This window comes from Thermosphaera sp. (assembly GCA_038827615.1).
Lineage (GTDB): Archaea > Thermoproteota > Thermoprotei_A > Sulfolobales > Desulfurococcaceae > Thermosphaera.
Window position 1 is genome coordinate 589,410 of record JAWBNK010000001.1, and the last position, 24,218, is coordinate 613,627.

The 24,218-nt window shown below is 42.5% G+C and carries 27 protein-coding genes; 18 read left to right on the plus strand and 9 right to left on the minus strand.

Going from position 1 to position 24,218, the window contains the following annotated elements:
* Positions 1–13: 13 nt before the first annotated feature.
* A complete protein-coding gene (locus tag QXH45_03305; protein ID MEM2078271.1) occupies positions 14–736 on the plus strand; it encodes a DUF357 domain-containing protein in 723 nt (240 codons plus the stop codon).
* On the opposite strand, the gene QXH45_03310 is transcribed toward QXH45_03305, so the two are convergent.
* Entirely contained in the window at positions 709–1,440 is a 732-nt protein-coding gene (locus QXH45_03310) for a flavodoxin family protein (GenBank protein ID MEM2078272.1), read from the minus strand. The two genes, QXH45_03305 and QXH45_03310, sit on opposite strands and share 28 nt — an antisense overlap.
* 166 nt (positions 1,441–1,606) lie before the next feature.
* Between QXH45_03310 and twy1 the strand changes: the two genes are divergently transcribed.
* Complete coding sequence (gene twy1, locus QXH45_03315; protein MEM2078273.1) at positions 1,607–2,695, plus strand: 4-demethylwyosine synthase TYW1; 1,089 nt, start codon at positions 1,607–1,609, stop codon at positions 2,693–2,695.
* On the opposite strand, the gene QXH45_03320 is transcribed toward twy1, so the two are convergent.
* Together QXH45_03320 and QXH45_03325 are read right to left on the minus strand one after the other, a co-directional pair.
* Positions 2,674–3,453: a nuclease gene (locus QXH45_03320; GenBank protein ID MEM2078274.1), complete on the minus strand. Its 780-nt coding sequence runs from the start codon at positions 3,451–3,453 to the stop codon at positions 2,674–2,676. The genes twy1 and QXH45_03320 overlap by 22 nt on opposite strands.
* Positions 3,440–4,180: a hypothetical protein gene (locus QXH45_03325; GenBank protein ID MEM2078275.1), complete on the minus strand. Its 741-nt coding sequence runs from the start codon at positions 4,178–4,180 to the stop codon at positions 3,440–3,442. The genes QXH45_03320 and QXH45_03325 overlap by 14 nt, the downstream gene beginning before the upstream one ends.
* A 133-nt stretch (positions 4,181–4,313) precedes the next feature.
* On the opposite strand from QXH45_03325, the gene QXH45_03330 reads away from it, so the two are divergent.
* Both QXH45_03330 and QXH45_03335 read left to right on the plus strand, forming a co-directional pair.
* Positions 4,314–5,036 (plus strand): thioredoxin family protein, encoded by a 723-nt coding sequence (locus tag QXH45_03330; GenBank protein ID MEM2078276.1) that lies wholly within the window; start codon positions 4,314–4,316, stop codon positions 5,034–5,036.
* Between the two features lie 15 nt (positions 5,037–5,051).
* Positions 5,052–5,426, plus strand: a complete 375-nt coding sequence (locus QXH45_03335) for a metal-dependent transcriptional regulator (GenBank protein MEM2078277.1) — start codon at positions 5,052–5,054, stop codon at positions 5,424–5,426.
* Here the strand turns inward: QXH45_03335 and QXH45_03340 are convergent, their stop codons facing one another.
* Both QXH45_03340 and QXH45_03345 read right to left on the minus strand, forming a co-directional pair.
* Complete coding sequence (locus QXH45_03340) at positions 5,427–6,191, minus strand: hypothetical protein (protein ID MEM2078278.1); 765 nt, start codon at positions 6,189–6,191, stop codon at positions 5,427–5,429.
* Positions 6,175–6,606, minus strand: a complete 432-nt coding sequence (locus QXH45_03345) for a CopG family ribbon-helix-helix protein (GenBank protein MEM2078279.1) — start codon at positions 6,604–6,606, stop codon at positions 6,175–6,177. Before QXH45_03345 ends, QXH45_03340 begins: the two co-directional genes overlap by 17 nt.
* A 194-nt stretch (positions 6,607–6,800) precedes the next feature.
* Here QXH45_03345 and QXH45_03350 point away from each other — a divergent pair, with 194 nt between their 5' ends.
* The 7 genes from QXH45_03350 to QXH45_03380 all read left to right on the plus strand — a co-directional run bounded on the left by QXH45_03350 (position 6,801) and on the right by QXH45_03380 (position 13,619).
* Positions 6,801–7,058: a hypothetical protein gene (locus tag QXH45_03350; GenBank protein MEM2078280.1), complete on the plus strand. Its 258-nt coding sequence runs from the start codon at positions 6,801–6,803 to the stop codon at positions 7,056–7,058.
* A 72-nt stretch (positions 7,059–7,130) separates the two neighbouring features.
* Entirely contained in the window at positions 7,131–8,744 is a 1,614-nt protein-coding gene (locus QXH45_03355; GenBank protein MEM2078281.1) for a hypothetical protein, read from the plus strand.
* Positions 8,745–8,837: 93 nt separating this feature from the next.
* Positions 8,838–9,194, plus strand: coding sequence for a MarR family transcriptional regulator (locus tag QXH45_03360; GenBank protein MEM2078282.1), 357 nt, complete (start codon positions 8,838–8,840; stop codon positions 9,192–9,194).
* Positions 9,195–9,197: 3 nt separating this feature from the next.
* Entirely contained in the window at positions 9,198–9,554 is a 357-nt protein-coding gene (locus tag QXH45_03365; protein ID MEM2078283.1) for a hypothetical protein, read from the plus strand.
* Positions 9,544–11,061 carry a radical SAM protein gene (locus tag QXH45_03370; GenBank protein MEM2078284.1) on the plus strand — a complete coding sequence of 506 codons (1,518 nt, stop codon included), beginning with the start codon at positions 9,544–9,546 and terminating at the stop codon, positions 11,059–11,061. The genes QXH45_03365 and QXH45_03370 overlap by 11 nt, the downstream gene beginning before the upstream one ends.
* Positions 11,062–11,120: 59 nt before the next feature.
* Positions 11,121–12,632, plus strand: a complete 1,512-nt coding sequence (metG, locus tag QXH45_03375) for a methionine--tRNA ligase (GenBank protein ID MEM2078285.1) — start codon at positions 11,121–11,123, stop codon at positions 12,630–12,632.
* 12 nt (positions 12,633–12,644) lie between these two features.
* Positions 12,645–13,619: an ROK family protein gene (locus QXH45_03380; GenBank protein MEM2078286.1), complete on the plus strand. Its 975-nt coding sequence runs from the start codon at positions 12,645–12,647 to the stop codon at positions 13,617–13,619.
* On the opposite strand, the gene QXH45_03385 is transcribed toward QXH45_03380, so the two are convergent.
* A complete protein-coding gene (locus QXH45_03385; protein MEM2078287.1) occupies positions 13,616–14,938 on the minus strand; it encodes a hypothetical protein in 1,323 nt (440 codons plus the stop codon). The two genes, QXH45_03380 and QXH45_03385, sit on opposite strands and share 4 nt — an antisense overlap.
* 57 nt (positions 14,939–14,995) lie before the next feature.
* Between QXH45_03385 and QXH45_03390 the strand changes: the two genes are divergently transcribed.
* From QXH45_03390 to QXH45_03410, 5 genes are all read left to right on the plus strand, one after another.
* Complete coding sequence (locus QXH45_03390) at positions 14,996–15,967, plus strand: isoaspartyl peptidase/L-asparaginase (GenBank protein ID MEM2078288.1); 972 nt, start codon at positions 14,996–14,998, stop codon at positions 15,965–15,967.
* A gap of 14 nt (positions 15,968–15,981) precedes the next feature.
* Positions 15,982–16,551: an HAD family hydrolase gene (locus QXH45_03395; protein MEM2078289.1), complete on the plus strand. Its 570-nt coding sequence runs from the start codon at positions 15,982–15,984 to the stop codon at positions 16,549–16,551.
* Between the two features lie 54 nt (positions 16,552–16,605).
* Positions 16,606–17,163, plus strand: coding sequence for a chromate transporter (locus tag QXH45_03400; protein ID MEM2078290.1), 558 nt, complete (start codon positions 16,606–16,608; stop codon positions 17,161–17,163).
* 116 nt (positions 17,164–17,279) lie between these two features.
* Complete coding sequence (locus QXH45_03405; GenBank protein ID MEM2078291.1) at positions 17,280–18,719, plus strand: TldD/PmbA family protein; 1,440 nt, start codon at positions 17,280–17,282, stop codon at positions 18,717–18,719.
* The gene (locus tag QXH45_03410; protein MEM2078292.1) at positions 18,719–20,050 is read left to right on the plus strand and encodes a TldD/PmbA family protein; all 1,332 of its coding nucleotides are present in this window, start codon (positions 18,719–18,721) and stop codon (positions 20,048–20,050) included. Before QXH45_03405 ends, QXH45_03410 begins: the two co-directional genes overlap by 1 nt.
* Here the strand turns inward: QXH45_03410 and QXH45_03415 are convergent.
* Entirely contained in the window at positions 20,031–20,537 is a 507-nt protein-coding gene (locus tag QXH45_03415) for a magnesium-dependent phosphatase-1 (GenBank protein MEM2078293.1), read from the minus strand. The two genes, QXH45_03410 and QXH45_03415, sit on opposite strands and share 20 nt — an antisense overlap.
* Positions 20,538–20,561: 24 nt before the next feature.
* Complete coding sequence (locus tag QXH45_03420; GenBank protein ID MEM2078294.1) at positions 20,562–20,795, minus strand: hypothetical protein; 234 nt, start codon at positions 20,793–20,795, stop codon at positions 20,562–20,564.
* A 188-nt stretch (positions 20,796–20,983) separates the two neighbouring features.
* On the opposite strand from QXH45_03420, the gene QXH45_03425 reads away from it, so the two are divergent.
* Together QXH45_03425 and QXH45_03430 are read left to right on the plus strand one after the other, a co-directional pair.
* Positions 20,984–21,409, plus strand: coding sequence for an OsmC family protein (locus QXH45_03425; protein ID MEM2078295.1), 426 nt, complete (start codon positions 20,984–20,986; stop codon positions 21,407–21,409).
* A gap of 45 nt (positions 21,410–21,454) precedes the next feature.
* Complete coding sequence (locus tag QXH45_03430) at positions 21,455–22,162, plus strand: DUF2258 domain-containing protein (protein MEM2078296.1); 708 nt, start codon at positions 21,455–21,457, stop codon at positions 22,160–22,162.
* 150 nt (positions 22,163–22,312) lie between these two features.
* Here the strand turns inward: QXH45_03430 and QXH45_03435 are convergent, their stop codons facing one another.
* Positions 22,313–24,211 (minus strand): DNA polymerase domain-containing protein, encoded by a 1,899-nt coding sequence (locus tag QXH45_03435; GenBank protein MEM2078297.1) that lies wholly within the window; start codon positions 24,209–24,211, stop codon positions 22,313–22,315.
* Positions 24,212–24,218 lie beyond the last annotated feature (7 nt).

Here is a 24,218-nt window from a genome sequence, read left to right on the forward strand (position 1 = left end):
TGGTGATGTTTTCGTGGAGAAGGATTTTTACCATGAGAAAATCAAGGCCTACATATTCAATTTAGAACAAGCCTTGAATTCCCTAGAAAAGACCGTCATAAGCGATAAGAGAGCTTGCGAATTAATCAACTTAGCGAAATCTTATCTCTCCGACTCAAAATACTACCTGGATAAAGGGGATCATTTCACGTCTCTTGCATGTATAGGTTATGCTGAGGGTTTACTTGATTCTTTGAGATTCATGGGGTTAATCTCAATTGCTTGGAAGCCTCTCACCGAGATCTACAAAAGAAAACGCGTTTTAGTAGCTGGAAGTTTCGAGTTTCTACATCCAGGACACTTACACTTGCTAAGAAAGGCGTGGGAGATCGGAAGAGTCACCGTCATAGTTTCTCGAGATATTAATTTCGAGAAATTTAAGAAGAGAAGACCGATTCTTTCGGAGAACGATAGGAAAGAAGTGCTTCAAGCGGTTAAATATGTTGATAGCGTTGTGTTAGGGGATGAAGATGATTTTCTCAAACCAATTCTCGAGTCAAAACCGGATGTTATCTTGCTAGGCCCTGACCAATGGATCACGCCGGACGAGCTGAAGAAAAGACTACGTGAAAGAGGGCTCGAGAATGTGGAGGTCTACAAGCTGGAAGAAAGAGTGGGAACATGGAGTTCTTCCCAAATCTCCAGCGACTTAAAGAAGATCATCTGTGATCAGAAAGAAGAAGATCTTGACAACTGATCTTCAAGCCATTGAATCCTTTCCATTTTGTCCTTCTTTAGTGAATCAACGTATTTTCTCACTACATCCACGAGCTCTGCTATATTCACCCTAGGTTCGTACCCCACATGCTCACTGTTCTTCAAGATCTTTGCCGTCTTTGCTACGATCAGACCCACGTTGTACGCGTCACGAAGAGCCTGTTCATCTTTAGTAACATCTTCGAGATGAGAGTAAGCCATCGACCATGGGACAATGTGAGCCCCCATGCTGTTTAGCGTTATTGTCAAGTAAGAGATAGCCATCATTACCCCGCTATCCAATCCTGTTGCGATAAATCCAACTACTTTGCCTTCTAGAAGGCTTCTCCCCTTATGAAATATCATGTGCTCCATGCTTGTTAATCTATCTATGAAGTTTTTCAACACACCGCTCGGCGCATACCAATAGACTGGGGTTGAAATTATTAATCCGTCGGAATCCAATATCCTTTTAGCGATCTCGTTGAAATCATCATTTATTATGCATGGAAATACGCAGTATTTGTTCCCATCCGAGACGCATCCTATACAAGGCCTTATGTCTTTTTCATACAAGTTGATATATTCTGGAATGCCGCCTCCATCGCTTACTCCCTTAGCCGCCACAAAGGTTAGTTGATTTGAAGAACCATATATTCTGGGAGATGCGTTCAACATCAGTATTTTCGGTCTTGAAGTCTCCATAAAATCACCAATTTAAAAGAAGAGTGCTGTGTGGCGGTATTAAAACTATTCCTTCAGCAACGCCAACCGTCTTCACGAATCTGACACGGGTTCGCTCATCATCTAAAGTTGGATAATGTCTTATTAGGGATTAAAAATTAGTTATATTTGGATTCACGTGATCGAAATGACATTAAACTTCAACGAGATAAGGAAAAAACGGGAAGCCTTCTGGGATAGTAGCCCCGTTTATAAGGCGATCTATAACAAGCTTGTGAAGCAAGGCTATCATTTAATAGGGACTGTTGGCGCGGTCAAAAGATGTCACTGGACCAAAGAAGCTGTAACGAGAAAGAGGTTCTGCTACAAATGCTTATGGTATGGAATAGAGAGCCATAGATGCATTCAAATGACTCCGGTTGTAGCATGGTGCTGGAATAGATGTCTGCATTGCTGGAGAATACAGCCGGAGGATATTGGAATGCCCTGGGATGATACCCGGCCTCCCGTAGTGGATGATCCCGAGGTATTGGTTGAAGAGAGCATTAGAGTGCACAAGGAGATCATGGCAGGCTACAAGGGAAATCCCCACGCCGATCCAGCTATGGTGGAGGAGGCGCTAAACCCTAAGCACGCTGCCATCAGCTTGACCGGTGAGCCCCTCTTATATCCTCGATTATCTGAACTCATCGAGGAATATCATAAGCGAGGACTTACCACCTTTCTCGTTACACATGGTACTAGACCTGATGTGTTAAAGTCATTAACGGTTGAACCATCTCAACTCTACATAAGCATTGAGTCTTGGAACAAGGAGTCTTATGAACAATTCAATAGACCTCTTGTTCCTAGAGCCTGGGAGCTGTTCCAGGAGACATTAGAATTGATCCCCTCATTCAGGGCGCCAACAGTTTTCAGAATAACGTTGGTCAAGGGATACAATGATAGCGAAAAAGCTCTAGAAGGCTTTTCCAAGATTGTTGAGAAGGCTCAACCAACTTACATAGAGTTGAAAGCGTACATGTTCTTGGGAGGAAGTAGGGGACGTTTACAACATTTTAACATGCCAATTCACGAGGAGGTCCGTAAAACTGCGGAGATTCTAGCGAGCAAGACTGGGTACAAAATATTAAGCGAAAGCGTTCCCAGTAGAATCGTCCTGCTTAGCAGAGTGGACAAACCAATAAGACACGGAAAAGGTTGTCCAGACGGTGTTGAGCATCCGGAGAAATACGCTCCTGCATTGACCCGAGATTACGAGGAAATCGAAGACTGAAATATTTTCCTACACGCTTCTTTAGTAAAGATATCTTCTATCATCTCAGCCCGTTCGACGATTCCTATCTTGGTCCCGTCAAGAGTGAAGACGATTGCTAAAATCCTCTCTCGATCTAATAGCAGGTTTTTGCAAACCCTCTTATGCCCGTCTACCACATAGTAGGAGCCCCTGTAATTGTAGACAAGTATTGGCTCATCAACAATCGCTTGAACCCCTGCCATTGCATCCACAAGCCTCTGGGTGGGTTTGAGTTCTGTTAATTTTATATCTTCAAACCACAAGTGAGCAATGAGATCATGAACCTCTTCGAGAAAATGTATTGTGTTAACCATATGCCTCCAAACCATAAGTTCCCGAGGAGTGTCCGCGGGATTAATAAACTTCACCTTGTGTAGCGATGTTGAAAAACCAGGTATGTAAGCGGGCGTATTTATCAAGAATGCTTTTACGGGTTGTCGAAGCCACAGGGAGACTAAGGCCCTGTGATGACCGTCAATAATATATTTCGTTGCATTTTTTCCCACAACAACCACAATTGGCGCTGAATACTTTTCAAATAAAGTTTTCTTTAGAACAAGCCCAAGCTTGTCCGATTCAATATGCGTCTGTGTTGTTTTTAACTCTAACGGATCTACGATAAACTCTCCCATTACAACAGGGGTGTAACCCCGCTCCCTGAGTATTGAAGCTATTTCCAGAGTTCGTCGTTCTATGTCCCTTCTATCGGATAATCTCAATCTTTCACTTCTCGACAAGCCTCAGCTCCCTGCCAGCGTAAAGTATCACTAGTGCCTCCCTTCTCATCTCCTCCAGCAATATTTTTTCAGCATCCGATAGTTTTTCTATATCGCTCGTTTTCAATGGGAATTTTTTCTTAAATTCTTCGAAAAAGGCTTTATCGACAATGAGCCTTCCGACCCTAATTAATCTGCCCTCATAAAGCATTCTTTCAAATAAGTTTCCCAATAGATTCTGTGCATCGCTATATGTCATTACTGGGGAAGATAATGGCTTGCTTTCTCTCTTCATCTCGCCCAGCCCTGACAGGGCTTTCTTCACTTCTTCGATTTCCTTCTCCAGTCTAAGCAATCTCTTCTCTAATGCCTCCACCCTAGAGGTTAAATCGTAGGTGAACATTTTCCTCTCAACAGGGGTTTCGACCTTCTCCGTACCACTAGGGGTCTCGGAAACTTCTAACTCCTTATGGTTTTTAACCGGCTCAACATCACTATTCTTTCTCTGATCCCGATCTTGAGACAAACTTTTTGATGAAATATAGTTGAGAAGCCCCTGGCCTTTTTGAGTTAAGATATATCCTTTCCCCGACTTCTCTACATAATTGTCGTTTTTTAATCTATACAATATCTTCCTCACTATTAACTGTGGCAAACCCGTTGACTTAGATACGTCTTTGATGCTGGCACCCGGATATGTTGAAAGGTACTCCAAAATAATGTGGGTATATGTTTTCTTACTGTTCACTATTTTTCCCATGATGTATTTTTGTGGAAAAACTTATATATGAATATCATACCTTCTCACCAGCTATCAACATGTAGATTTAAAAAGCAAGAACGCGTTAATTTATGTTAGATAAACCTAACAGGTGCTTAAAATGTGCGCATTATTCGATCCGGATACGGAGGCCGAGTTAAAAAACATATTTTTCAAATGGCCAAGAGGGTTGAAAGACGTCCTTATAATAGATGAAGATAAGCACGGCGAGCATCACTCGCATGAAAATCCATTAGACCACTGCCACACTTGTGGAGAAGCAGTAACCTTAGCCCAAGAATTGAGCAGAATAAGTGAAGGAAAGCTAGGGTTCATAGTGATGAGAAAGCATGAGGCAGCAGACCTTAAACCCCGGTATCTCCCTACATTCATCTATGATACGCCATCGAGGAACATAAGGTACTACGGACTTCCCAGCGGCCAGGAGTTTGCTCCATTCATATACGCTCATGAATATATTGCGACTAAGACTTTGAAGCTGCCCGAAGAAGTCCTCGAAGAGTTGGATTCCATAGAGACACCTCTCCACATCAAAGTCTTCGTAACCCCGGAATGCCCCTATTGCTCAATAGTAGTAGACTTCGTAAATCAGGCAGGTATCAGAAACCCTAATCTATTGGTTGAAACCATAGAAGCTATGGAGAACCCGCTTGAAGCGGACTATTATGGCGTTCAATATGTTCCATATGTAGCGATCACGAGGATCGAGGATTACAGCAAGTATGGAGCAAAACCTCTAGAAGTAATACCGGGTTATCTCCCACCAGAGGAAGCCGTGAAGATCATTTCAAGAGCTGCTAGAAAGGCTAGGAGGGTCTCCTGAAGGGGAGTAAATATAATGGAGATTTCAATAAGAGAAGAAGAATACCTCGAGATTATATATGAGCTACAGGAATGTGGAAAACTAAAGGTGCGGGAAATAGCTAGAAGACTGGGCGTGAAGCCAAGTAGCGTTGTAGAGTTTTTGAGAAAGCTTAGAGATAGAGGGCTAATAGAATATGAGAAGGGTGGAAAAATCTCGCTCACGAGCAAGGGGTTGGAAATAGCGAAAGGCCTAGAATCCAAGCACAAGCTTCTATATTCATTTCTTGTATCTCTTGGAGTTCCGAAAGAAATAGCCTTCAGAGATGCGTGTAAAATGGAACACTACCTGCACCCTGAAACCTTATCAAAGATCAAGGAGTTCCTAGTTAAATGCGAGACTGCGCCGTAACTACTTAGTTTTTTCCTCAAGAGTTTTTTCAGCTTCTACTACCAGTTTAACAGGATCTCCTCCCATCAGGCAAAACCACTTGTCACCATTAAACTCCAACTGGGTTAGATTTTCCTGAAAGGGCTTCTCGAAACATAAGAGTGATGTAACCCCATTTTTAAACGGAGATCCTGGGGACTTGTTTAACCTGATAATAGTTCGAAATTGCTTATCGAAATAGAGAACTATTTCATAGAGCAATTTTTCTTCTTCGATGCAAGCAACTAAAACGTTACCCTGAATAAACTTCGAGAATGTGGAGTGGGTCGTCAGCCGCTCAACGGAACTGAAGAGACGGTCTAGACACTTAAACAATCTCAACCGTTTCCAGAGGGTATTTGATAAGTTAGCCATTTGATATTCGTACATTTCTCCAATGAATCTGATTGAATCGTTGATTGACATACCCTTCAACAAAGAAGCTGCAAGCAAGCCCACGAAGAGTCTATCATCAATTTTTTCCCTTGTTATGAAACCCGTCATAGCATCAGATAATAGACCCGTGTAATATGAACCGTTAAAAAACCTATTCACTACAACATGGCCTCCCTCTCCCACCATGTATTCTTGACCCATGGCTTTTATAATCCATAAGTCTCCAATCCGGTATATCTCTCCTGTTGAAGACTCACAGTTGGAAATCATAGGTTGTAAGCCTAATATTAACACCCCGTGAGAAACATATATTAAATCTTCCAATCCTAGCCCTTTAATGCAAATGCTCATTTTCACTCACCTCCTTCTTAACCCTGTGGATGAATGGATGGCAAACCTGTACTCCATGGAGACTTCTTATTTTCTTTACCAGACCACTTACCTCTTTGCCACGTCCTTTAACAATTATGTTGAGTAAGCAAGTTTTTTCGTCTACGTGTACATGGATTGTTGAAGATATGAGATCAATAAAATCGTGCTGAATGTTTGTGAGCTCTCGATCAATATTCTTCTTAGTGTGATCATAAATCACTAAAACGGTTCCAATGAATTCATCATCAGTAACCGGTTGAATAGAACCGAGGTAATACCTCAAGGCTTCTTGAATAATGTTGCTTAAGCTACGGTAATTCATTTCTTTCATTGATTTCGCGACTTCTTCGTAGAGATCCATAGGGAGGTATATACCGATTTTAACTCCCTTCATGACAGATCCTCATACTATGATAGATATTATAAAGCACTTCCCCATATTTATCCATAGGGATGACCGCAGCCCTCCTAAAAGAATTGAAAGATGTTTGATTCACGGACCGGGGGACCGAAAATATTTCTCCAGTAATACTCTCTAAACTGGTTTATAAGAAATACCCAGGGGATTAGCCCATGGTGGATTGATTGATGGATGTTCAAGAAAGAATAGTATCAAGAGCCGCTGATTTAACTAATCTCTTAATGCTAAGATATATCAGCATGTTAGAGGACTTGAAGGTTTATGAAGCAGAAGTTGAACACTCTGACATGCCCCCTGAAGATAAAGAGGCGACTTTATCGATGATTAATTTCTTGAAGAACGTGGTGGTGAAGGAGATCTACTCTTTAGCCGCAGAGGGACTATACTCCGGTGCTCAGAACAAGCAAGATATAAGTACTTTTTAATTGTCAAGAACTCAATCTTTTTATTAATGTCTTCAAAATATCATGATCCTTAGTATCAAAGAGGTGTACAATTTGGAGTCTTTTGTAGACATTTTACTGAAAGGAGAGATAGATCCTCTAAAAACTATGTTAATACCGGTTGACTCATATCCATCGGTTGTTTCCACAGTGATAAACAGAGTTCAAGAGGAGCTGGATATAAATGATTTCATAATAGTCACTAGAAGAGAAACAGCCGAAATAGTGAAAAACGTAATGGGAAATGTCTCATCAACTGTAAACATTTATTTCGACAATATACTATTCAAAAGTCTATTAAAAGATAACGTATTTGAGAACCTATTCATCATTGGAAATCTAATCAAGGGTATAAGGGATAGACTTAGCAGAATTTATATAGATATATCGGCATCATCGGGTCCCTTAGTTGCAGGACTTATGGGAGAAAAAAATCAATTGAATCTCGATGTTGTCTTTACTCATGTTGACATTATTCCGCTACCTGCAATTCCCTCATATCCTTATAGTCCCAGGTGGATTCACAAGGTGTATGTCCACGATAAATTCGATTTTTCGACAAAGGACGTGGTGAATCGTGATGGGGGAATAACGACTGAGTACCTGGAGTGGCAGGGCAGTAAACACATCTTCATGGAGATCTCGAGGATTCTTAATAAGATAACTAATAGCGGTTTAGTGGAGGCATTCTATGATGGTCAAAGACACTCTTTTGACGAAGTAGATAAGATCAACATATACGCGTCTTTGCCTGGAGGAGGGGAAAAGAGGCTACTAATATCAATGGATATTAAGACTGGCCCTTCCGATGAAACAGTAACTATGATGTACGATAGTTGGAAGGTTCTTTCAAACTTGATCCACGAGCAAAACAGCGATATAGATAAGACGCTATTAGACCGCGTATTGATGCAAATTCAAAGATACACTGGGTCTGTTGATTTAGTTGTTAAAGAGATTAAATCCTCCGAAAAAGAGTTTTCAAACTACAGGGGTTGGAAAATCCACAGCTTCTTAATCGATATAGTTAGAAGAACAAAGAAACCCATAGCCCTACTACCCGACACTAACATGTATTATCAGGGATTCCATATTACACTGCTTAAAGCAAGCATCAAAAACGGCCACCCATGGTCGTCTATCGATGGCTTAAGAATTTACACACCTATTTGCGCGGAGGCGGAAATAAATGGAAAGGTAGCTGAATCTGCCGGTGAGACAAAGGGCCTTTCGCTATACTCATACATCATGGCTCTACTTGCTAATCGCGCGATCGATGAAGTTAAAAGATACTATGGAAGCTTCCAAATCCCTGCAGTAAGCCCGCCCTGCGAGGCCTCTATAGCTGTGGTGGCTCAGAACATTCTCGAGGAAAAAGCCATTCTTATGACAGCCGATAGGAAGGCTTACAATGCTTGGCAAACAATAAATGTCTGTAGAGACAGAGTTTTATGCGTTTACGTTGGCCACCAACAGAAAACTTTGAACATAGATGGAATGTTCTCAAAATATTATGCCAGCATTGTGTTGGCTAACTTATTGTATGTAGCAAGCTTATTTGCAAATATCGATATTGTTTCATCAAAGGATAAAATCCGTATGAGCCTGGAAAACTTAAAGGGCAGTAATGCACCGGTCATAAAAATTTCTAGAATATTTACTCACTGAAATCCTCTTTTTCAAACATTGACTATTCGAATAGATTATGTTTGAAAAATTCTTAAATTACCGAACATTCGTAATTATATATAGGGATCATGCATGAAGATTTGGATAAAGCTTATGACTGCTTTGGGGTTTCCACCGGTTGCAGGGGTTGTACTTGCCGCGCTCATTACAAGTAAAACCCCGTTGAATTTAACTGAGCTCTCAAGGAGAACAGGTTATGCAAAGAGTCATTTGTCTCAAACATTAAAGCTGATGCACGCCCGTAACGTCGTTGAATCCTATGTTGAGAAGAAAAAGAAATATTATGTGTTGAACATGAAGGGATTGCTAAAGGAGCTTGAACAACACATTGATAATATTCTGGATTCTCTTCACCATCTCTCAAATAATACCAACGAAATAGAGTTTGCAGAGTTTTATGAAAAATTATCCAGAAAATTCAAGGTGTAGTTTATGATCGAGGGAAAGATTTTAATCATTATTCAACCCCGCGGGGACGGGTTGAAAATTTACAATACACTGTGGAAAATAAGCCAAAGAGAGAATGTCAAGCGTTTGAACATTTGCTTACTAGCCGATTCCGGAAACACTGGAGGTGAACTGGAGAAGATCCGGGTGATTACATCGTACAATCATTTGCTGACGTTGAATATCTACCTATGCAAGGAAGCCGATATCTTAGAGATCATGAAGAACGGGAAGGTCTACATAGTTTATTTCAAAGAAGACGAGGACAAAGTGAAACGCGTCATCCAGTCGCTAGTGCATCAGGGTATGTCGATAGAGGAGGTGGTTCTAGATGAATTATGAGATCATTCTAACAACTGACAGAACTATGATGAGTAATCACCATGGAAAGGAGTTCTTGGGCTTCATTACAACTGGTCCACCCATCGCAATGCCGGAGGCCCTGTGGATGTTCATATCTTCGCCGAAGGTTAAGGTGGATAGAGATGGACGCCCGCGTGAAGCACCGTATGGGATGAGAAAGATCGAAGCCATTCTTCAAGACCACGGGTTCAATGCAGCAATAATCGACCCAGATCACTTGAAAAAACATTTGAAGTCGATGAAGCTGTTGATGCTGAGCCATCACGATTATTTCGGGTATGGACCACCCAGTAGCGAGTGGTGGAGTCTAACCGGTAAAGAACCGTTGAACCGTAGAAGCTTTGAAAAACTAATGAACAAGCCGGAGATTAAACATGCAAAATCAAAAGGAGTTACTATCTTTGCAGGAGGGCCCGCAGCATGGCAATGGCTGTATGAAACGAAGAAAATATTTGAATGGGGTGTTGATACCATTGTTGATGGCGAGGCAGAAAGGATTATCGTTAGACTAGTTGAAAAAGCCTTAAACAACGAGCCCTTGCCAAAATACGTGTACGTAGGAGTTGATGATACTCCATCAACGGAAGAAATACCCGTTATAAAGGCTGCCAGCGTAAACGGACTGGTCGAGATAATGAGAGGATGCCCCAGAGGATGTAAATTCTGCAGCGTAACTCTTAAACCATTACGGTATATCCCGCTTGAAAAAATCCTAGCAGAAGTGAAAACGAATCTATCATATGGGATAAGAAGCACGATCCTGCACAGCGAGGATGTTCTTCTATACCATGCTGATGGCGTCAAGCCCCGTCCCGACCCAATAATCAAACTTCATAGCGAAGTATTGAAGCTAATAGGGGAAAAAGGCTCTCTCGCCTGGTCCCATGTCAGCCTCTCGGCTTTAAAATACGCCGAGGAAAATTACAGACTAATCACAAAATTAATGAATGAATACATCCTGAACGGGCACCGTAGGTTTTTAGGTGTGGAGGTTGGCATAGAAACCGGATCCCCGAGGCTTGCTCGCGAGATTATGCGGGCCAAATCTCTCCCATATCAATTAGAAGAGTGGCCAAACATTGTGGAAGATGCTTTTAAGATAATGCATGAGAATTCGATAATACCAGCCGCCACGATCATTCTTGGTATGCCAGGAGAAACAAGCGATGATGTGATTAAAACGATTGAACTTCTGGATAGACTCAGGGGTTATAGGAGCATCATTGTTCCCATGTTCTTCGTCCCGATGGGTTCAATGAAGGAAAGAAGGTGGTTTATAAAGGATAATCTTAAGAAAGAACACGTTGATGCCCTCATCAGGATGTACGAGCATACTGTCTTCTGGGCTGAGGACATTATAAACAATTACTATCTCAAGAACCCTGCGTCCTACCCAGTGCGATTCTTGCTAAAATATTTCATCAGGTATGTTAAGAAACAAGTAAACAAATATATCAAAATCATTGAAGAGAATATAAGACAGTAGTTATTTTAAAGAATCATCAGTATAAGATAAGAACAAAACATTAAAACACGGGGAAAATAATGAACACGTTTTACATTACAACACCCATATATTATCCGAACGGTCCCCCGCACATAGGACATGCTTATACAACTGTATACGCTGACGTTTTAGCCAGATTTGCTAGATTGATTGAGAAAGACGTGTTTTTCCTTACCGGAAACGATGAACACGGGTTGAAAATTCAAAGATACGCTGAAAAAGTTGGAAAAACGCCAAAAGAAGTGGTTGATGAGATGGCGGTTGTGTATAGGGATTACTGGCTAAAGCTTAACATCTCATACGACTACTTCATCCGGACTACTGATACAGTCCACGAGAGGGTTGTATCAGAGTGTTTCCAAAAACTTTACAAAAAAGGATATGTTTACAAGGATAAATATGGTGGATTATATTGCGTGGAGTGTGAAAAATACTATACGCCTGGAGAATACCTGGAGATTGAAGGTAAGCCTTATTGCCCGATTCATAATAAGCCTTTAGAGTTCTTAGAAGAGGAGACCTATTACTTCAAGCTCAGCGATTTTAAGGATTATTTACTCCACGTATTAAAGAACAATGAAATAGTTTACCCGCCCGAGTACTCGGTGGAAGTTGCATCGCGAATCGAGAGAGAGGGGCTAAGAGACCTCTCAATAGCTAGACCCGTCGAGAGAGTTTCCTGGGGGATTAGGGTTCCATTCGACCCTAACTACGTTATATATGTCTGGTTTGACGCCCTCCTCAATTATATAACGGGATCAGGATACCTGCAGGAACCCGCAAGGTTTGAAAAGTATTGGGGTAGCGTTCACCACGTGGTGGGAAAGGACATTCTATGGTTTCACACAGCAGTGTGGTTTTCTATTTTGAAGGCGTTGGACCTACCATTGCCTCGCAGAGTGCTCGTTCACGCCTTCCTCGTAAATAAAGGCTTGAAGATAGGGAAAAGTGCTGGAAATGTTATTTCCATAGACGACCTACTCGTGAGATATAATGGATCAGATGGTGTGAGATATGTACTCTCTCGCGTATTCAATATGAACAAAGACAGCGAGGTATCGTTTGAACTAATGGACTCCATATACAATGACGAACTGGCCGACACCTATGGAAACCTTGTCAGAAGGGTCGGAGCCTTAGCCTTGAAAAAGTTGAGGGGCAAGATTTATCGTAGAGAAATAGATAAGAAACTATCGGAGTTAATTACCGTTAAAATAAGCAATTACCTGGAGAAGATGGAAGCATACGACGTCTCAGGTGCCATTGTTCAAATAATGGATCTACTGAGAGAGGGCAACGCCTACGTCAATGAAGTGAAACCCTGGGAAAAAGAAGACCCAAGCAAGGAACTTTATGGTCTATTAGAATTAATTCGAGCATCAACGATAGCATTAAGTCCTTTCATTCCCAACTCGGCAGTAAAAGTCGCCGAAAACTTCGGGTTTAAAATTGAAAACCCTGCAAAGCTACAACTAGGTAGCCTTGAAAGATACAGCATTAGGGATGCCCCAATACTATTTAAAAAAGTGCTACCGCAACAAGCAACATAGGATTGGAAACCTATGGAGACAGGACTTTACATAGCCGTAGATCTAGGGGCCTCTAAAACTAGAATCGCACTGTGTTCGAGGGACTCTATTATCGAGAAAATAGTCGAACCCACACCTAGGAGCGGCGATGAGAATACAATAGCAGAGTTTATTTGGAAAAAAGTCAATCATCGCTTCGAAACCTATCTGAACAAAGTTAAAGCCATAGGAGTAGCCACAATAGGCCCTCTGAACATTGAAAAAGGAAGAGTCGTAAACACTCCCAACCTCCCTTTTAAGGAAATAAATCTCTTGGAGCCTCTAACAGAATTCTCGGGACGCCAAGTATTCGTTGCAAACGATGCAGTTGCTGCTGCCTGGGGCGAAAAACACTATGGTTTAGGGAGGGGTTTTAAAAATATAATATATTTAACACTGAGCACGGGTGTTGGAGCGGGTGTTATCGTGGATGATCATTTATTGATCGGTAAGAACGGTAACGCTCATGAAATCGGTCATATTATTGTTGATTTCGACTCTGAGCTTGAATGCGGATGTGGCGGAAAAGGGCACTGGGAGGCCTACGCAGGCGGCAAAAACCTTCCTAGAGTTGCATTATGGGTTTCCTCAAAATACAAAATCAGATCCACCCTTTATGAATATTTAACTAAAAACCCTGAAGCCTCTGCTAAGGAAATATTTCAATATTATAAGGAGGGAGACCCGCTAGCCATTCATGTTGTGAACTTATTTGTAAAAGCATCGAGGGCAGGTATCGCATCTATTATTAATTCATACGATCCTGAGATTCTAATTCTCGGAGGAGGGATTATCTTGAATAATAGAGACATTTTAATAGAAAAACTCTTAGATAACCTCCACGCTGACCTTGTCACAGCAATGCCCATTGTGAAAATCACTGGGTTTGGAGATGATGTCGGATTATATGGAGCGCTGGCGCTTGCAACTCACCCACCAGAGGAGCTCTTAAAGGTTCAACATCTCTAGCCTAAAATTTTTATTGATAGAGCCTCTACTACAGCCGCCAAGCCGAGTGTCAACAGTCCCACGATGATAAGCCTTAAGGCCCTAGACGTTTTTAACTCGAAAGCTGAAGTCACGAAAAAAGAATATGCAAGTAGCTCTAAAATAGCGTGCGGCATGATGTAAATTAGAAGCGGGGTGTAATCGCCGATGGCTAACCTCTCCGGTATAATTGCCCCTATCAATACCCCCGCATTGCCAACGCCCATAGTCATCGGAATTGTTCCAATGAAGGGGACAATAGATGCCAAGGCTATTCCTGCATTGTTGAAAAATATTCTCATTGAAAGCTCATGAATTGTTGCATTCCTAAGGGTTTCCGCACTCTCCATAAACCCTTCGAAAATGGCTCCATATATCCTGTAGCCGAGTATACCTATAAATGTTGAAAAAATTATCAAAAAGTAAATTATCAGGAAGTTCATTAATAAGAGCCGTCTGCGGCTGAGGGACCTTAACCTGTAGTTCAAAAAACTCCATAAGAGCCCCACCCCGTAGTACATTATGAAAATAGATGGAATACCCAGGTAACCAAGAACCCCATGCATGGCTCCAAAAACAATTAATGTCCCCAGGAAAAACGCTATTGGCCTCGAAACCTCCACTCGGGTCTGCTCGGTTTTAGGTGTTGAGGGCGGATTCGGGTGAGAAGAATGTATCAATTCAATATGTGCATTGAAACTTTTAACAACCCTAAAGGATTGATAGATTAAATACATTCCCAGCGTGAAGAACGTCAAAGCAACATCGATTAACAATCGCTCACCATAGTAATAAGGGGAGACCCTTTGTTTCAATAAGACCTCTTCCTCGTCTATCATGTGGTCTCTCAGAGTCTTCTCAACGAGGCTCAAAATCACTGGATACGCAAGTCCCATTGTCATAAGGGATAAGATAAGCCCTGTAGCCGGGGAAGGAAGTTTGTTCTTCGAAAGCCTATTTTTTAAATAATATAACCCCGCTACAAAGGAGTTGCCTCCTACAAAATAATATGTGGCGACTCCACTGATGTATAAATGATTAAGCACCCTATCGAGAAGAATATAAGAGCTTATGCCCGAAGCAAGCATTGCCCCTATCATAAATGAGGAAACAGAAGACGCAGTAATCAAACCAATATTGAGGGACGTTATCTCGAGAATACTCATCAATGCCGTAAGCAAGAATCCTGTTATAAAAATGCCCGGGAAAAGGTGAACATAAACATTAATTGGTTCGAAGGTAAACGTCTTGACCAGCGCCTCTAAATCTCCTCCTGTCTGCTGGGGAACATTTTCGGACATTATCTCACCTACTTTTAAAGTAAAGATAGTTTAATATTAAAGCTTGGTGAAGCATAGATGGTTAGAGCCCTAATCCTTCACGGGGGAGCTGGGTCTTGGAGAGACTCAAGGATACGTGAGAAAGCAATTGAAGCGGTCAGGCATTGTGTAGAAATGGGTTGGGAGAGATTAAAAAACACTAATAATAGCTTAGAAGCAGTCGTCTCCTCGGTTTCCTGCATGGAGGACTCGGGCTACCTCAACGCCGGCGTGGGGTCGGTCCTAGATCTCAACGGAGGTAGGAGTCTTGATGCTGGGATAATGAGTTCCACGGGTATTTTAGGAGCAGTTGCAGGGGTTAAGAAAATCAGGAACCCTGTTAAATTAGCATTATTCATCGCTCAGGAGACACCGCATGTCTTAATGGTTGGGGATGATGCAGATAAATATGGCTTGCTTAAAAACCTTCCTCTCCTGCCACCCCCACCCCTTCATGTCTATGAAAGATACCTGGAGGGTTTGAAGAAAATCCTAGCAAATGAAGCGAAAACCGAATATGGTTTTCAAATAATAAGGTTTCTAGAGAAAAATCTCTCCTTTAAGGATTCGCTCATTAAGGTCGTCGGAGATACCGTTGGGGCTGTGGCCATAGACGATAATAATGTCCTCTCGGCAGCGACAAGCACGGGAGGCGTCTCTTTTAAACTACCGGGAAGAGTCGGGGATTCCCCAATACCGGGAGCAGGCTTCTATGCGTCTAACAACATCGCATGTAGCGCCACCGGCATCGGGGAATATATCATCAGGTCGATGCCGTGTTTGCTCGCCGACCTCTACTATCCTAATTACAACGATCCATGGAAAACTGCAGAGCATGTGTTGAGAAGAGCAACTGAACTGGTTGGAAAGGATACAATGGGTTTCATCATGGTAGATCGCAATGGCAGGATAGCATATGCTTACAATACTGAGGCCATGTTAGTTGGATATGTTAACGAGGCCAATGAGATAGTGATAGAAACAGAGCCCTCTCTGCCTTTTAGAATCTGACATGGTGCTTGGTTTTGAAATATACTCTAATTTTCGATGTCGATGGTACCATCATCCCTTTGTTGGTTGACTTTGATTCTCTACGAGAAAAGATAAAGAGGTTCTTGGGTGTTAAAGAAGAATTAAAGCCGCTTGGCCTCTCGCTGGAGAAACTCCAGCTCGACTCTGCGCTAAAAGCTCGAGCTTGGGAACTAATTGAAGAAGAAGAAATAGACTCGATTGAGAGGTTGAGAGAGGAGGATTACAAGGGAAATGTTGACCTGATCTGTGATCTTCACAACTCTGGATTTAGCATAGTACTGGTGACAAATAGATCCCAGCGTAGCTTAGAGCTATTACTAAGGAAAACGGGGTTAAACAGGTGTGTTGACTTAACAATTACCAGGGAGTTCAGCCTCGATAGACGGAGGCAGCTGGAGAGTGCGCTCAAAACTGTAAATGGGATTTGCCTAGGGTTCTTCGGTGACACCATATACGATGAGACAGCGGCGCGAGAACTTGGGCTACGTTTTAGAAGAGTGAATTCGTATAAGGATTTGTCAGTGCATGTTAGGGAAATTCTCAATACTTACGGCAATTCATAAAGTTCATTTAAATACAGATTCTCGCCTTATCAAATTAAACGGGGAGAATTAGTCATGGTTACGTTGTTGGAGCTGTTCTTGGAATTCCTTAAAATAGGTGCTATAATGTTTGGAGGAGGCTATGGTGGAATATCATTAATGTACAAGGAACTCGTAGAGTTGAAAGGGTGGATTCGAGAACAAGAGTTTGTCGAGATTCTAGGAGTTGCAGAGAGCACGCCGGGTCCCATAGCAATCAACTCTGCAACATGGATCGGGTTTAAACTGGGCGGTATACCTGGCTCCATACTGGCAACATTGGGTGTTGTTACAGTCCCCTATCTTGTGATAATATCTATCGTTCTAGCTCTCCATCCATATATGGACCATGAAATTATCAGAACAGCTTTCAGAGGTATAAACGCGGCTGTGGTGGCATTGATTCTCTACGCGCTTATAAATGTTGCTAGAGCTACTTTGATCGACAAGACCTCGGGGTTTGTAGATTATGTTTCCCTAGGCATATTCTTGCTTGCGTTTGTGATCCTGTATTTCCTTAGGCAACACCCAATAGTCTCTATAGTGGTTTCAGCAACTATTAGCTTAGTTTTAAAATTTCTACTAGGTATATAGAAGGTCTTCGTTTCTTTCTTTATGTTAAGAAATAAATTTTCTCAAGGTGCTTGTGAGCTACTCATCAATGCGTTTTTATACTTTGTTAAATCATATATATAGAGCGGAGAGCTAGAATGTTGGATGAATCTCTTCTACACGCCAGCATAGAATATGCTAAAAGTCTAGGAGCAGAATATGCTGAAACAAGGTATCAAAAAGATTATGGATTTCAATTGAGTATGCGCAACGGGAAAATCTTAGGTGCAGGATCCTACAGGAAAGTAGGAGTGGGGATTAGGGTATTAATAGGCGGATCATTGGGATTCGCCGCAACAAACATATTGGATAGAGAAAACATTCTACAGGCTGTTGAGAGGGCTGTTTCAAGGGCTAAGTCCTCGAGCGTTTTACGTAGGAAACCAATAAAGTTTTCTCAAGAGAGAGTTGGTAGGGCTACTTACGAGGTAGTTACCAAGAAGGACCCAAATCAGATTCAGTTGGAGAGTATTATCGAAATGGGGGCATCGTTATATAGTACTTTACTTGAAGTGATTAATAAAGTGAAAATCCCAGTGTCAACCTTCAGTTTTGAAACACATCTTCAAGAAAAATTCATAGCTACAAGTGAAGGAGCGCTCGTTCGATCAATGATACCCAGAATATATCTTGACTCTAACAACGTTTTGTACCACCCGGAAAAGGGTACATTGCAACGAATGATCAGTTTTGCCGCATCCGGAGGGCTAGAGCTGATAGACGAGTGGAATCCTGTTGAGAAAATCATAGATGAGGTGAAAAGGCTTGAAAACGTACTAGTGAATGGAAAAGCCCCTCCTAAAGAAAAGGTAGATGTAGTCGTAGGTTCCGAGATAGTGGGTCTTCTGGTCCACGAGTCGGCCGGCCACCCAATGGAGGCTGATAGAATATTAGGGAGGGAAGCCGCCCAGGCAGGAGAATCTTACGTCAAACCTGAATTCATCGGTAGTTTCAGAGTTGGAAACGAGTATGCCACCGTTATCGAGGATCCAACTATCCCAGGAAGTAATGGTTTCTACTTATATGATGATGAAGGAGTCCCAGCTAGAGCTAGATACTTATATAGAGAAGGGTTAGTCAATGAGCCACTACATAATAGGCACACGGCCTACTTGTTCGGCACGAACAGTAACGGGGCGGCTAGGGCTATGGATTTCGCATCAGAACCCATTATTAGAATGAGCAATACGTACCTTAAACCAGGAGACATGGAGTTCGATGAACTAATAGAGGATATCGAGCTTGGTGTTTACATGAAATCCTATATGGAGTGGAACATTGACGACGTTAGATGGAATCAGAGATACGTTGGATTGGAGGCCTACATTATCAGGAATGGTGAGCTCGCGGAACCTGTGAGAGACCCAATCTTAGAGATAACTACTCAAGGATTTTATAGCAATATAGTGGCTGTTGACAAAAATCTAGCATTTTATCCGGGAACCTGCGGCAAGGGAGAGCCTTCTCAAGGCGTACCCGTGTGGTTTGGCGGTCCAAATGTTAGATTGAAGAAAATCGTGCTTGGGGTGAGGGCCTAGTGAGCTTTGACCTTGATTTGGCAAGGAAAATCGTTGAAAGACTAAGTAGTAAATTCGACGAAGTGGCCGTGAGCATAACTACTCGGGACGAGGTAATGGTTAAACTCTGGAATACTGAACCTTCGATTATTCAGAGTTGGAAGGTCAGCGAGATAGCACTTAGACTTGCGAAAAACAAAAGACTATTCCTTCTCGAATTCACCACCAGGGATCCTGAATCATTGATGAAGGATGTTGAAGAACTTCCGAAAATGACGGAGAGAATGGATGAAGCTGAGATTTATGCACCACTCCCGGAACCGTCGAAGGTTAAGTTGGTAGAAGGAGGAGTTGACCCAAAGGTATTGGACGCAATGAATGACCCCGGAAAAATAGCAGGTAAGATGATAGATTCTTCTCTCTCACACAAAGTGGACAGGGTTGCTGGAACAATAACTCTTAAACACGAGACGAGAACTGTCGCAACGAGCAAGGGGTTCGAGGCGTTCGAACCAAGGACCAGCGTGGAAGCTTACTTAAGAGCTTTCAAAAACGAATTTAGCGGGCATTGGGCATACGGAGGAACCAGGCTCGAGGAATCACGACTTCTCGAAGTGGGCGATAAAGCGGGATATCTCGCCACTATATCCACCAATAGGATCAACTTAACACCAGGTAAATACACGGTGATCTTATCCCCCCTTGTCGTAGGAAACCTAGTTAACTACCTAACCTTTATGGCTTCAGCAATGGCAGTAATCCTTGGATTCTCAATGTTCCTGAAGTATAAGCCAGGGGATAAAATCGGAGCCGATACGATAACACTTATGGACAAGCCTAGGGATTCAACGCTACCCGGGTTCGCATCGTTTGACGATGAAGGTGTTGAAACCTATGATAAACCGATCATCGAAGCCGGAAGACTAAGAAGCCTACTCCACAACACTGCCACTGCGAGCAAAACCGGTGGAAAATCCACAGGTAACGCAGGGTGGATGTTTCCCCATCCATGGAACCTTGAATTAGCGCCCGGAAGCCTGAGCGAGAAAAGCTTATTTGAGGACGTGAAACAAGGAGTCTTCTTCTCTAACAACTGGTATACGAGGTATCAAAACTATACAGAGGGCACGTTTTCAACCGTGTCTAGGGATGCAACACTCTACATTGAAAACGGAGAGATCGTGGGCCAAGTCGGGAGAGTTAGATTGTCGACATCATTCCCCATCCTTATGAACAACACTGTTGACTGCACTAAGGAAAGATACGACATAATGTGGTGGGAAGTTAGACATCCTTCGAGAATTCCATACTTAGTCGCTAAAGATATAATGGTTACCCGTCCAGAACTATAATTCCCTTATCTTCAATACATTTTTTAATCCTCAAGAACGCTTCTGAAATGTTTGAGAAATCTCTATGGGCCCTTATGAAGCACGCCTCGGGCAGTACTTTCAACATGTCGTCAAGGTGTATCTCCCGATCATCGATATAGACCACTTTAAAAGCATCACATCCAAAGGCCTGCATGAAATGCCTCAGGGCTTTTAACGCCAGGATATCCTTTCTCGGATGGTCCTCAATTGCGTGGTAATGAAATGAGTCACGAAGCCTGAACGCGCTTAAAGCCTGAAGAGCTATTTCTGGGTTGTTCCAGCTGAGGGTAGACAGTATAAATCCGTTTTCCGCGGCCCTCCTCATGATCTCCATCATTAATTCGTAAACCCTCACTCTTACTCCTTTCGAGTCGACTATTGTAAGATCATCGATTTTTTGAAAAGGAGGATGAAGTTGCGAGATATCCTCATGATCCCACAGCGTTCCATCCAGATCTAAAAACAATACATCACAAATTCTTCTGAAACCTCATCCCCTCTGTTGCTCCCTCTTCACGAACTTAAGTTTGAAGACATTGTCTTGTGACTCAATCAATTCAACTTGATATCCCTTCTTATCCGCTATAAGTTTTGCGAAGTCGAGAGGGATCACGTCCTTTCGAGCTATTACTACGAATTCCTCGACATTTTCGTTCATTATACCGATCAGTCTTGACACGGGATTGTCGCTACAGCTTGAAGACTTCGTTAAATCTATCTCCATTTGTGACTCCCATCTTATTATTAGAGTAATGGGATTTATTAGTTATATGTAAGGAGGTGTGAAGAGATCCTTCATAAAACTCAATAGGATTGTCCTGCATAAAAACCTGTTACTATCTACTTTGACCTCCACAATCAATGGTAAGGTTTAATAACAATGTTATTGATAATAAATCTTGGAGGATAACATTGAAGGCACAAATACCTAAAATCGTCGTATCAGCCTCGTTTCTTCAGCCTAATGCTAACATCGTGGTTAGGGCGAGAGACGTTAAAGCAGAGGTTAGCGAATTACCAGAGTACGGTGGACTGGGCAATGCGCTAACACCTCTTGAATACATGTTGGCTTCACTTGCATCTTGCGAAGCATTCATGTTCGGCATGATATCTAGTATGCTGGGGACAAATCGCCCTCGCGTGGAAATCACGGTGGAAGGCGAGTTCGAGATGGGGATCGGACTTAAATCAGTAAAAATCGTATATCACGTGAAGGGGGTTGACGAAGCAGAAGCGGCAGAGTTACTACGACGAGTTAGGTCTACCTGCCCAGTGTACAATACTCTGGCCAAAGCTTGTGACAAGATAGAGGAGACACTTATTGTTGATACAGATTAATAAAGTTTATATAAGTATATAAAGACATTTTTAAAAGGGGGCGATTTGCCTAAAATAAGCACAGGACTAGTTCCTGCTGCTATTTACGCAACAAAGACGCGTAGGGCTGTATACAGGCTTTTGCAATCCTATATAAAAAAGGATAAAGAGTGGGGTAAAGTTATAAATGACGAGATAGGTAAGCTGAATAGAGCATTATTCCACTTATTCACGGTTGACTTGAAAATAAATAAGACCGACGTTATCAGGCTTAGGATCGAGTTCGACGTAGATGAAGAATCCAGGAAAATTATATGGAAATGGGATACCCTTGAGCTCGAGGTGTACAGGAAGCTACCTTCAGAGGAAGTCAAGAAGTATCTAGACCACTTTATATCCAAGGTCCAAGAACTCATGGTGAAACCTATTAACTATTCCATCGAGAAAGTGGCCACAACCCCAGATGGAGATGAAGTGTATGTCGTTAGACTTGATCACGAGGAGGTAGGAGCCGCGCTGATCCTAGTCGTTGATGAAAACACTTTTGTCATGAAGAAGGCTGGGATTCTCCACCCTGTCTCCGTTATTTACGAGAAAACGAAAGTTTTGTTGGATGGTAGATCGATTGAGCAGGCCCTACAGGACGAATTTTCTGGAGCTGTTAGGAAGGGAGTTCAGGTAGAGTTCTCAGAAGTATTGAAAACCATTAATATGATCAGGGAGAAAGCATCCTTAAAACCGATTGAGAAGCCCGAGGACCTTGAGGAATTGTAATTTATCACACATCTTTTTTAATTTTCCGAACCATGTGGTTTAAATACCATCACCCAACATAATATTATGTAGGTGTATCGTATGCCGTGTAAGAAGAAGGCGTCGGAAAAGAAGAAGGAAGAGAAGAAGCAGTAATTTTCGAAGCTGTCCTCAGACTAGGTTAACGTCGACGAAGGATGGGAGTTCTTTTTTCGCCTTTTCTAACAGCTTAATGTATTTGTAAATATCAATCATTTTTGAGTATCTTTCACTAAAAGATCTTAGAGCCCCAGAGACGTAGATCAGCCTGTAGGGAGGTTTCCCCTCTAGAGCATACTGCGGCGGATTAATATAACCTCCTCTATCAGGTGAGCGCGTTATTAGTAGATCACGTATCTCGAAGTCCCCGTGTCTAAGCTTTTCAATGTAGCCGTTGATGACCGCGTAGGCCTTGTAAAGCCTTTCAACCATTTCATCAGGGTTAACCGCTTTCGACAGCTCCCTTAATGCTTCATACTGGGCCTTCTTGACTAAGACGGGTGTATCTCTCCTCACTAACAATATCCCTTTAACCTTTACAGTATTGTTTGAGAGTAATCCGTAGTATTTATTGGCGACCCCCCTCGATCCTGAAACGTCTCGAGGTATGTAGAGCCATACATAGTGAGCCTCTACCTTCGCTCTAAAACCTGTTGAATCCTCTATAATTTCTTTAATGACTCTGCACTCATCCTCTGACCTGACTCCCTCGATGAAAATACTGTCCACTATGGCGTGTACGACTCTGTATCCATATCTCTCCGTGATCAATCTAGCCTGTCTCATCACTTCTCTGCTACTACTAGTGACGACTTCGTGAGCCATTACCGACCCGAATAAGCTGTTCCTATAACCCAAGTAACCGAAGCTGGCAACTAGGATCCATTTCACAGCGCTCTTCCTATACTCGTATAAGCTTTTCCCGGTCTTCTTGGCCAACTCATCGTAAACCTCTTTCAACTCGATTAGCTTCTTAATGCTCCCGGGTACAATGCCTTCTTCATCCATGCACACGGTGTGGGGAGTCCAGTCAAATTTGCTTTTCCCAGCACAGAAGGGATTATCCACTGTTTCACCGGAGATGTTATATTTCACTATGATGTTCGGATAGAGGCTCTTAAAATCTACTTGGCAAACCCTCCAGTAAAGACCGGGTTTAGGCTGGTATACCACACCTCCCCTGTCGTACACGATTAGCTCTCTAATGGTTCTCCACGGCTCCTTCCTCCCGTAAGTCTTATCGACAAGCAATCTTCTCTCCCTGGACAGTAACGCCTCAATGGTTGTGAGAATCCTACCGATGCTAATAGTCCTCATTAAGCTCAGTGGAGTATAACTCAGCCTGCTCCACTCGAAGTACTCGGAGGGGTGGAATCCTCCCCCAGTAATCCATCTATATACTTTGGCGTTGAGTCTGGAATCGACTTCCATGAGATTCGCGTAAATGGAATCATCTGAAAAAACCAAGTGGAAATTGTTGGAGATGATGAAATCAGCCACGTCTTCCGGCCTCCAAAAGAAAAACCTCTCCCCGCGGGTTTCAGCTACATAGTATCCGTGCTCGCTGGTTAACACGGCATAGTCGATTAATGGATCTTTATCCGCCGGGTTCATCTCGCTCGTTATCGGAACTTCTTTCTCGAAGCCAGCAACGCGTGTTAAGGGACGGATTCCTGCTCTATAGAGTGATTCCACCAGGGGATGGGGATAGTTGTTCACTGTTCTTAAACCCCTCAGCATGCTGATGCTCTGCAGTTTTTTCAATAGCCTATAACTCTTGGTCTTGAATACTACGACATCTACAGTGCTAGCATAGTATGGTGGAGCTCTATATTTTTCGATCCAAGCCTCTGAGACTCCATCTAGATCCGCAATCTCTTTCGCTACCAGGGATGGTTTATCAGTAAGAATATAGCCGTAGAAGTCGAGAAGAACCTCCTTTTCCCGAATGGTACGGCTTTTTTCATCATATAAGGATATCACTGTCTTATCGTTTGCCAGTGAAACGTCTAAAACCCACGTCTCACTCACTAATCAA

What these genes read in the sequence shown, in the direction of transcription:
- QXH45_03310 (MEM2078272.1), bottom strand. Translation starts at nt 1,440, where the DNA reads ATGGAGACTTCAAGACCGAAAATACTGATGTTGAACGCATCTCCCAGA.
- twy1 (MEM2078273.1), top strand. Translation starts at nt 1,607, where the DNA reads ATGACATTAAACTTCAACGAGATAAGGAAAAAACGGGAAGCCTTCTGG.
- QXH45_03330 (MEM2078276.1), top strand. Translation starts at nt 4,314, where the DNA reads ATGTGCGCATTATTCGATCCGGATACGGAGGCCGAGTTAAAAAACATA.
- QXH45_03335 (MEM2078277.1), top strand. Translation starts at nt 5,052, where the DNA reads ATGGAGATTTCAATAAGAGAAGAAGAATACCTCGAGATTATATATGAG.
- QXH45_03340 (MEM2078278.1), bottom strand. Translation starts at nt 6,191, where the DNA reads ATGAGCATTTGCATTAAAGGGCTAGGATTGGAAGATTTAATATATGTT.
- QXH45_03345 (MEM2078279.1), bottom strand. Translation starts at nt 6,606, where the DNA reads ATGAAGGGAGTTAAAATCGGTATATACCTCCCTATGGATCTCTACGAA.
- QXH45_03350 (MEM2078280.1), top strand. Translation starts at nt 6,801, where the DNA reads ATGGATGTTCAAGAAAGAATAGTATCAAGAGCCGCTGATTTAACTAAT.
- QXH45_03360 (MEM2078282.1), top strand. Translation starts at nt 8,838, where the DNA reads ATGAAGATTTGGATAAAGCTTATGACTGCTTTGGGGTTTCCACCGGTT.
- QXH45_03365 (MEM2078283.1), top strand. Translation starts at nt 9,198, where the DNA reads ATGATCGAGGGAAAGATTTTAATCATTATTCAACCCCGCGGGGACGGG.
- QXH45_03370 (MEM2078284.1), top strand. Translation starts at nt 9,544, where the DNA reads ATGAATTATGAGATCATTCTAACAACTGACAGAACTATGATGAGTAAT.
- metG (MEM2078285.1), top strand. Translation starts at nt 11,121, where the DNA reads ATGAACACGTTTTACATTACAACACCCATATATTATCCGAACGGTCCC.
- QXH45_03380 (MEM2078286.1), top strand. Translation starts at nt 12,645, where the DNA reads ATGGAGACAGGACTTTACATAGCCGTAGATCTAGGGGCCTCTAAAACT.
- QXH45_03385 (MEM2078287.1), bottom strand. Translation starts at nt 14,938, where the DNA reads ATGTCCGAAAATGTTCCCCAGCAGACAGGAGGAGATTTAGAGGCGCTG.
- QXH45_03390 (MEM2078288.1), top strand. Translation starts at nt 14,996, where the DNA reads ATGGTTAGAGCCCTAATCCTTCACGGGGGAGCTGGGTCTTGGAGAGAC.
- QXH45_03400 (MEM2078290.1), top strand. Translation starts at nt 16,606, where the DNA reads ATGGTTACGTTGTTGGAGCTGTTCTTGGAATTCCTTAAAATAGGTGCT.
- QXH45_03405 (MEM2078291.1), top strand. Translation starts at nt 17,280, where the DNA reads ATGTTGGATGAATCTCTTCTACACGCCAGCATAGAATATGCTAAAAGT.
- QXH45_03420 (MEM2078294.1), bottom strand. Translation starts at nt 20,795, where the DNA reads ATGGAGATAGATTTAACGAAGTCTTCAAGCTGTAGCGACAATCCCGTG.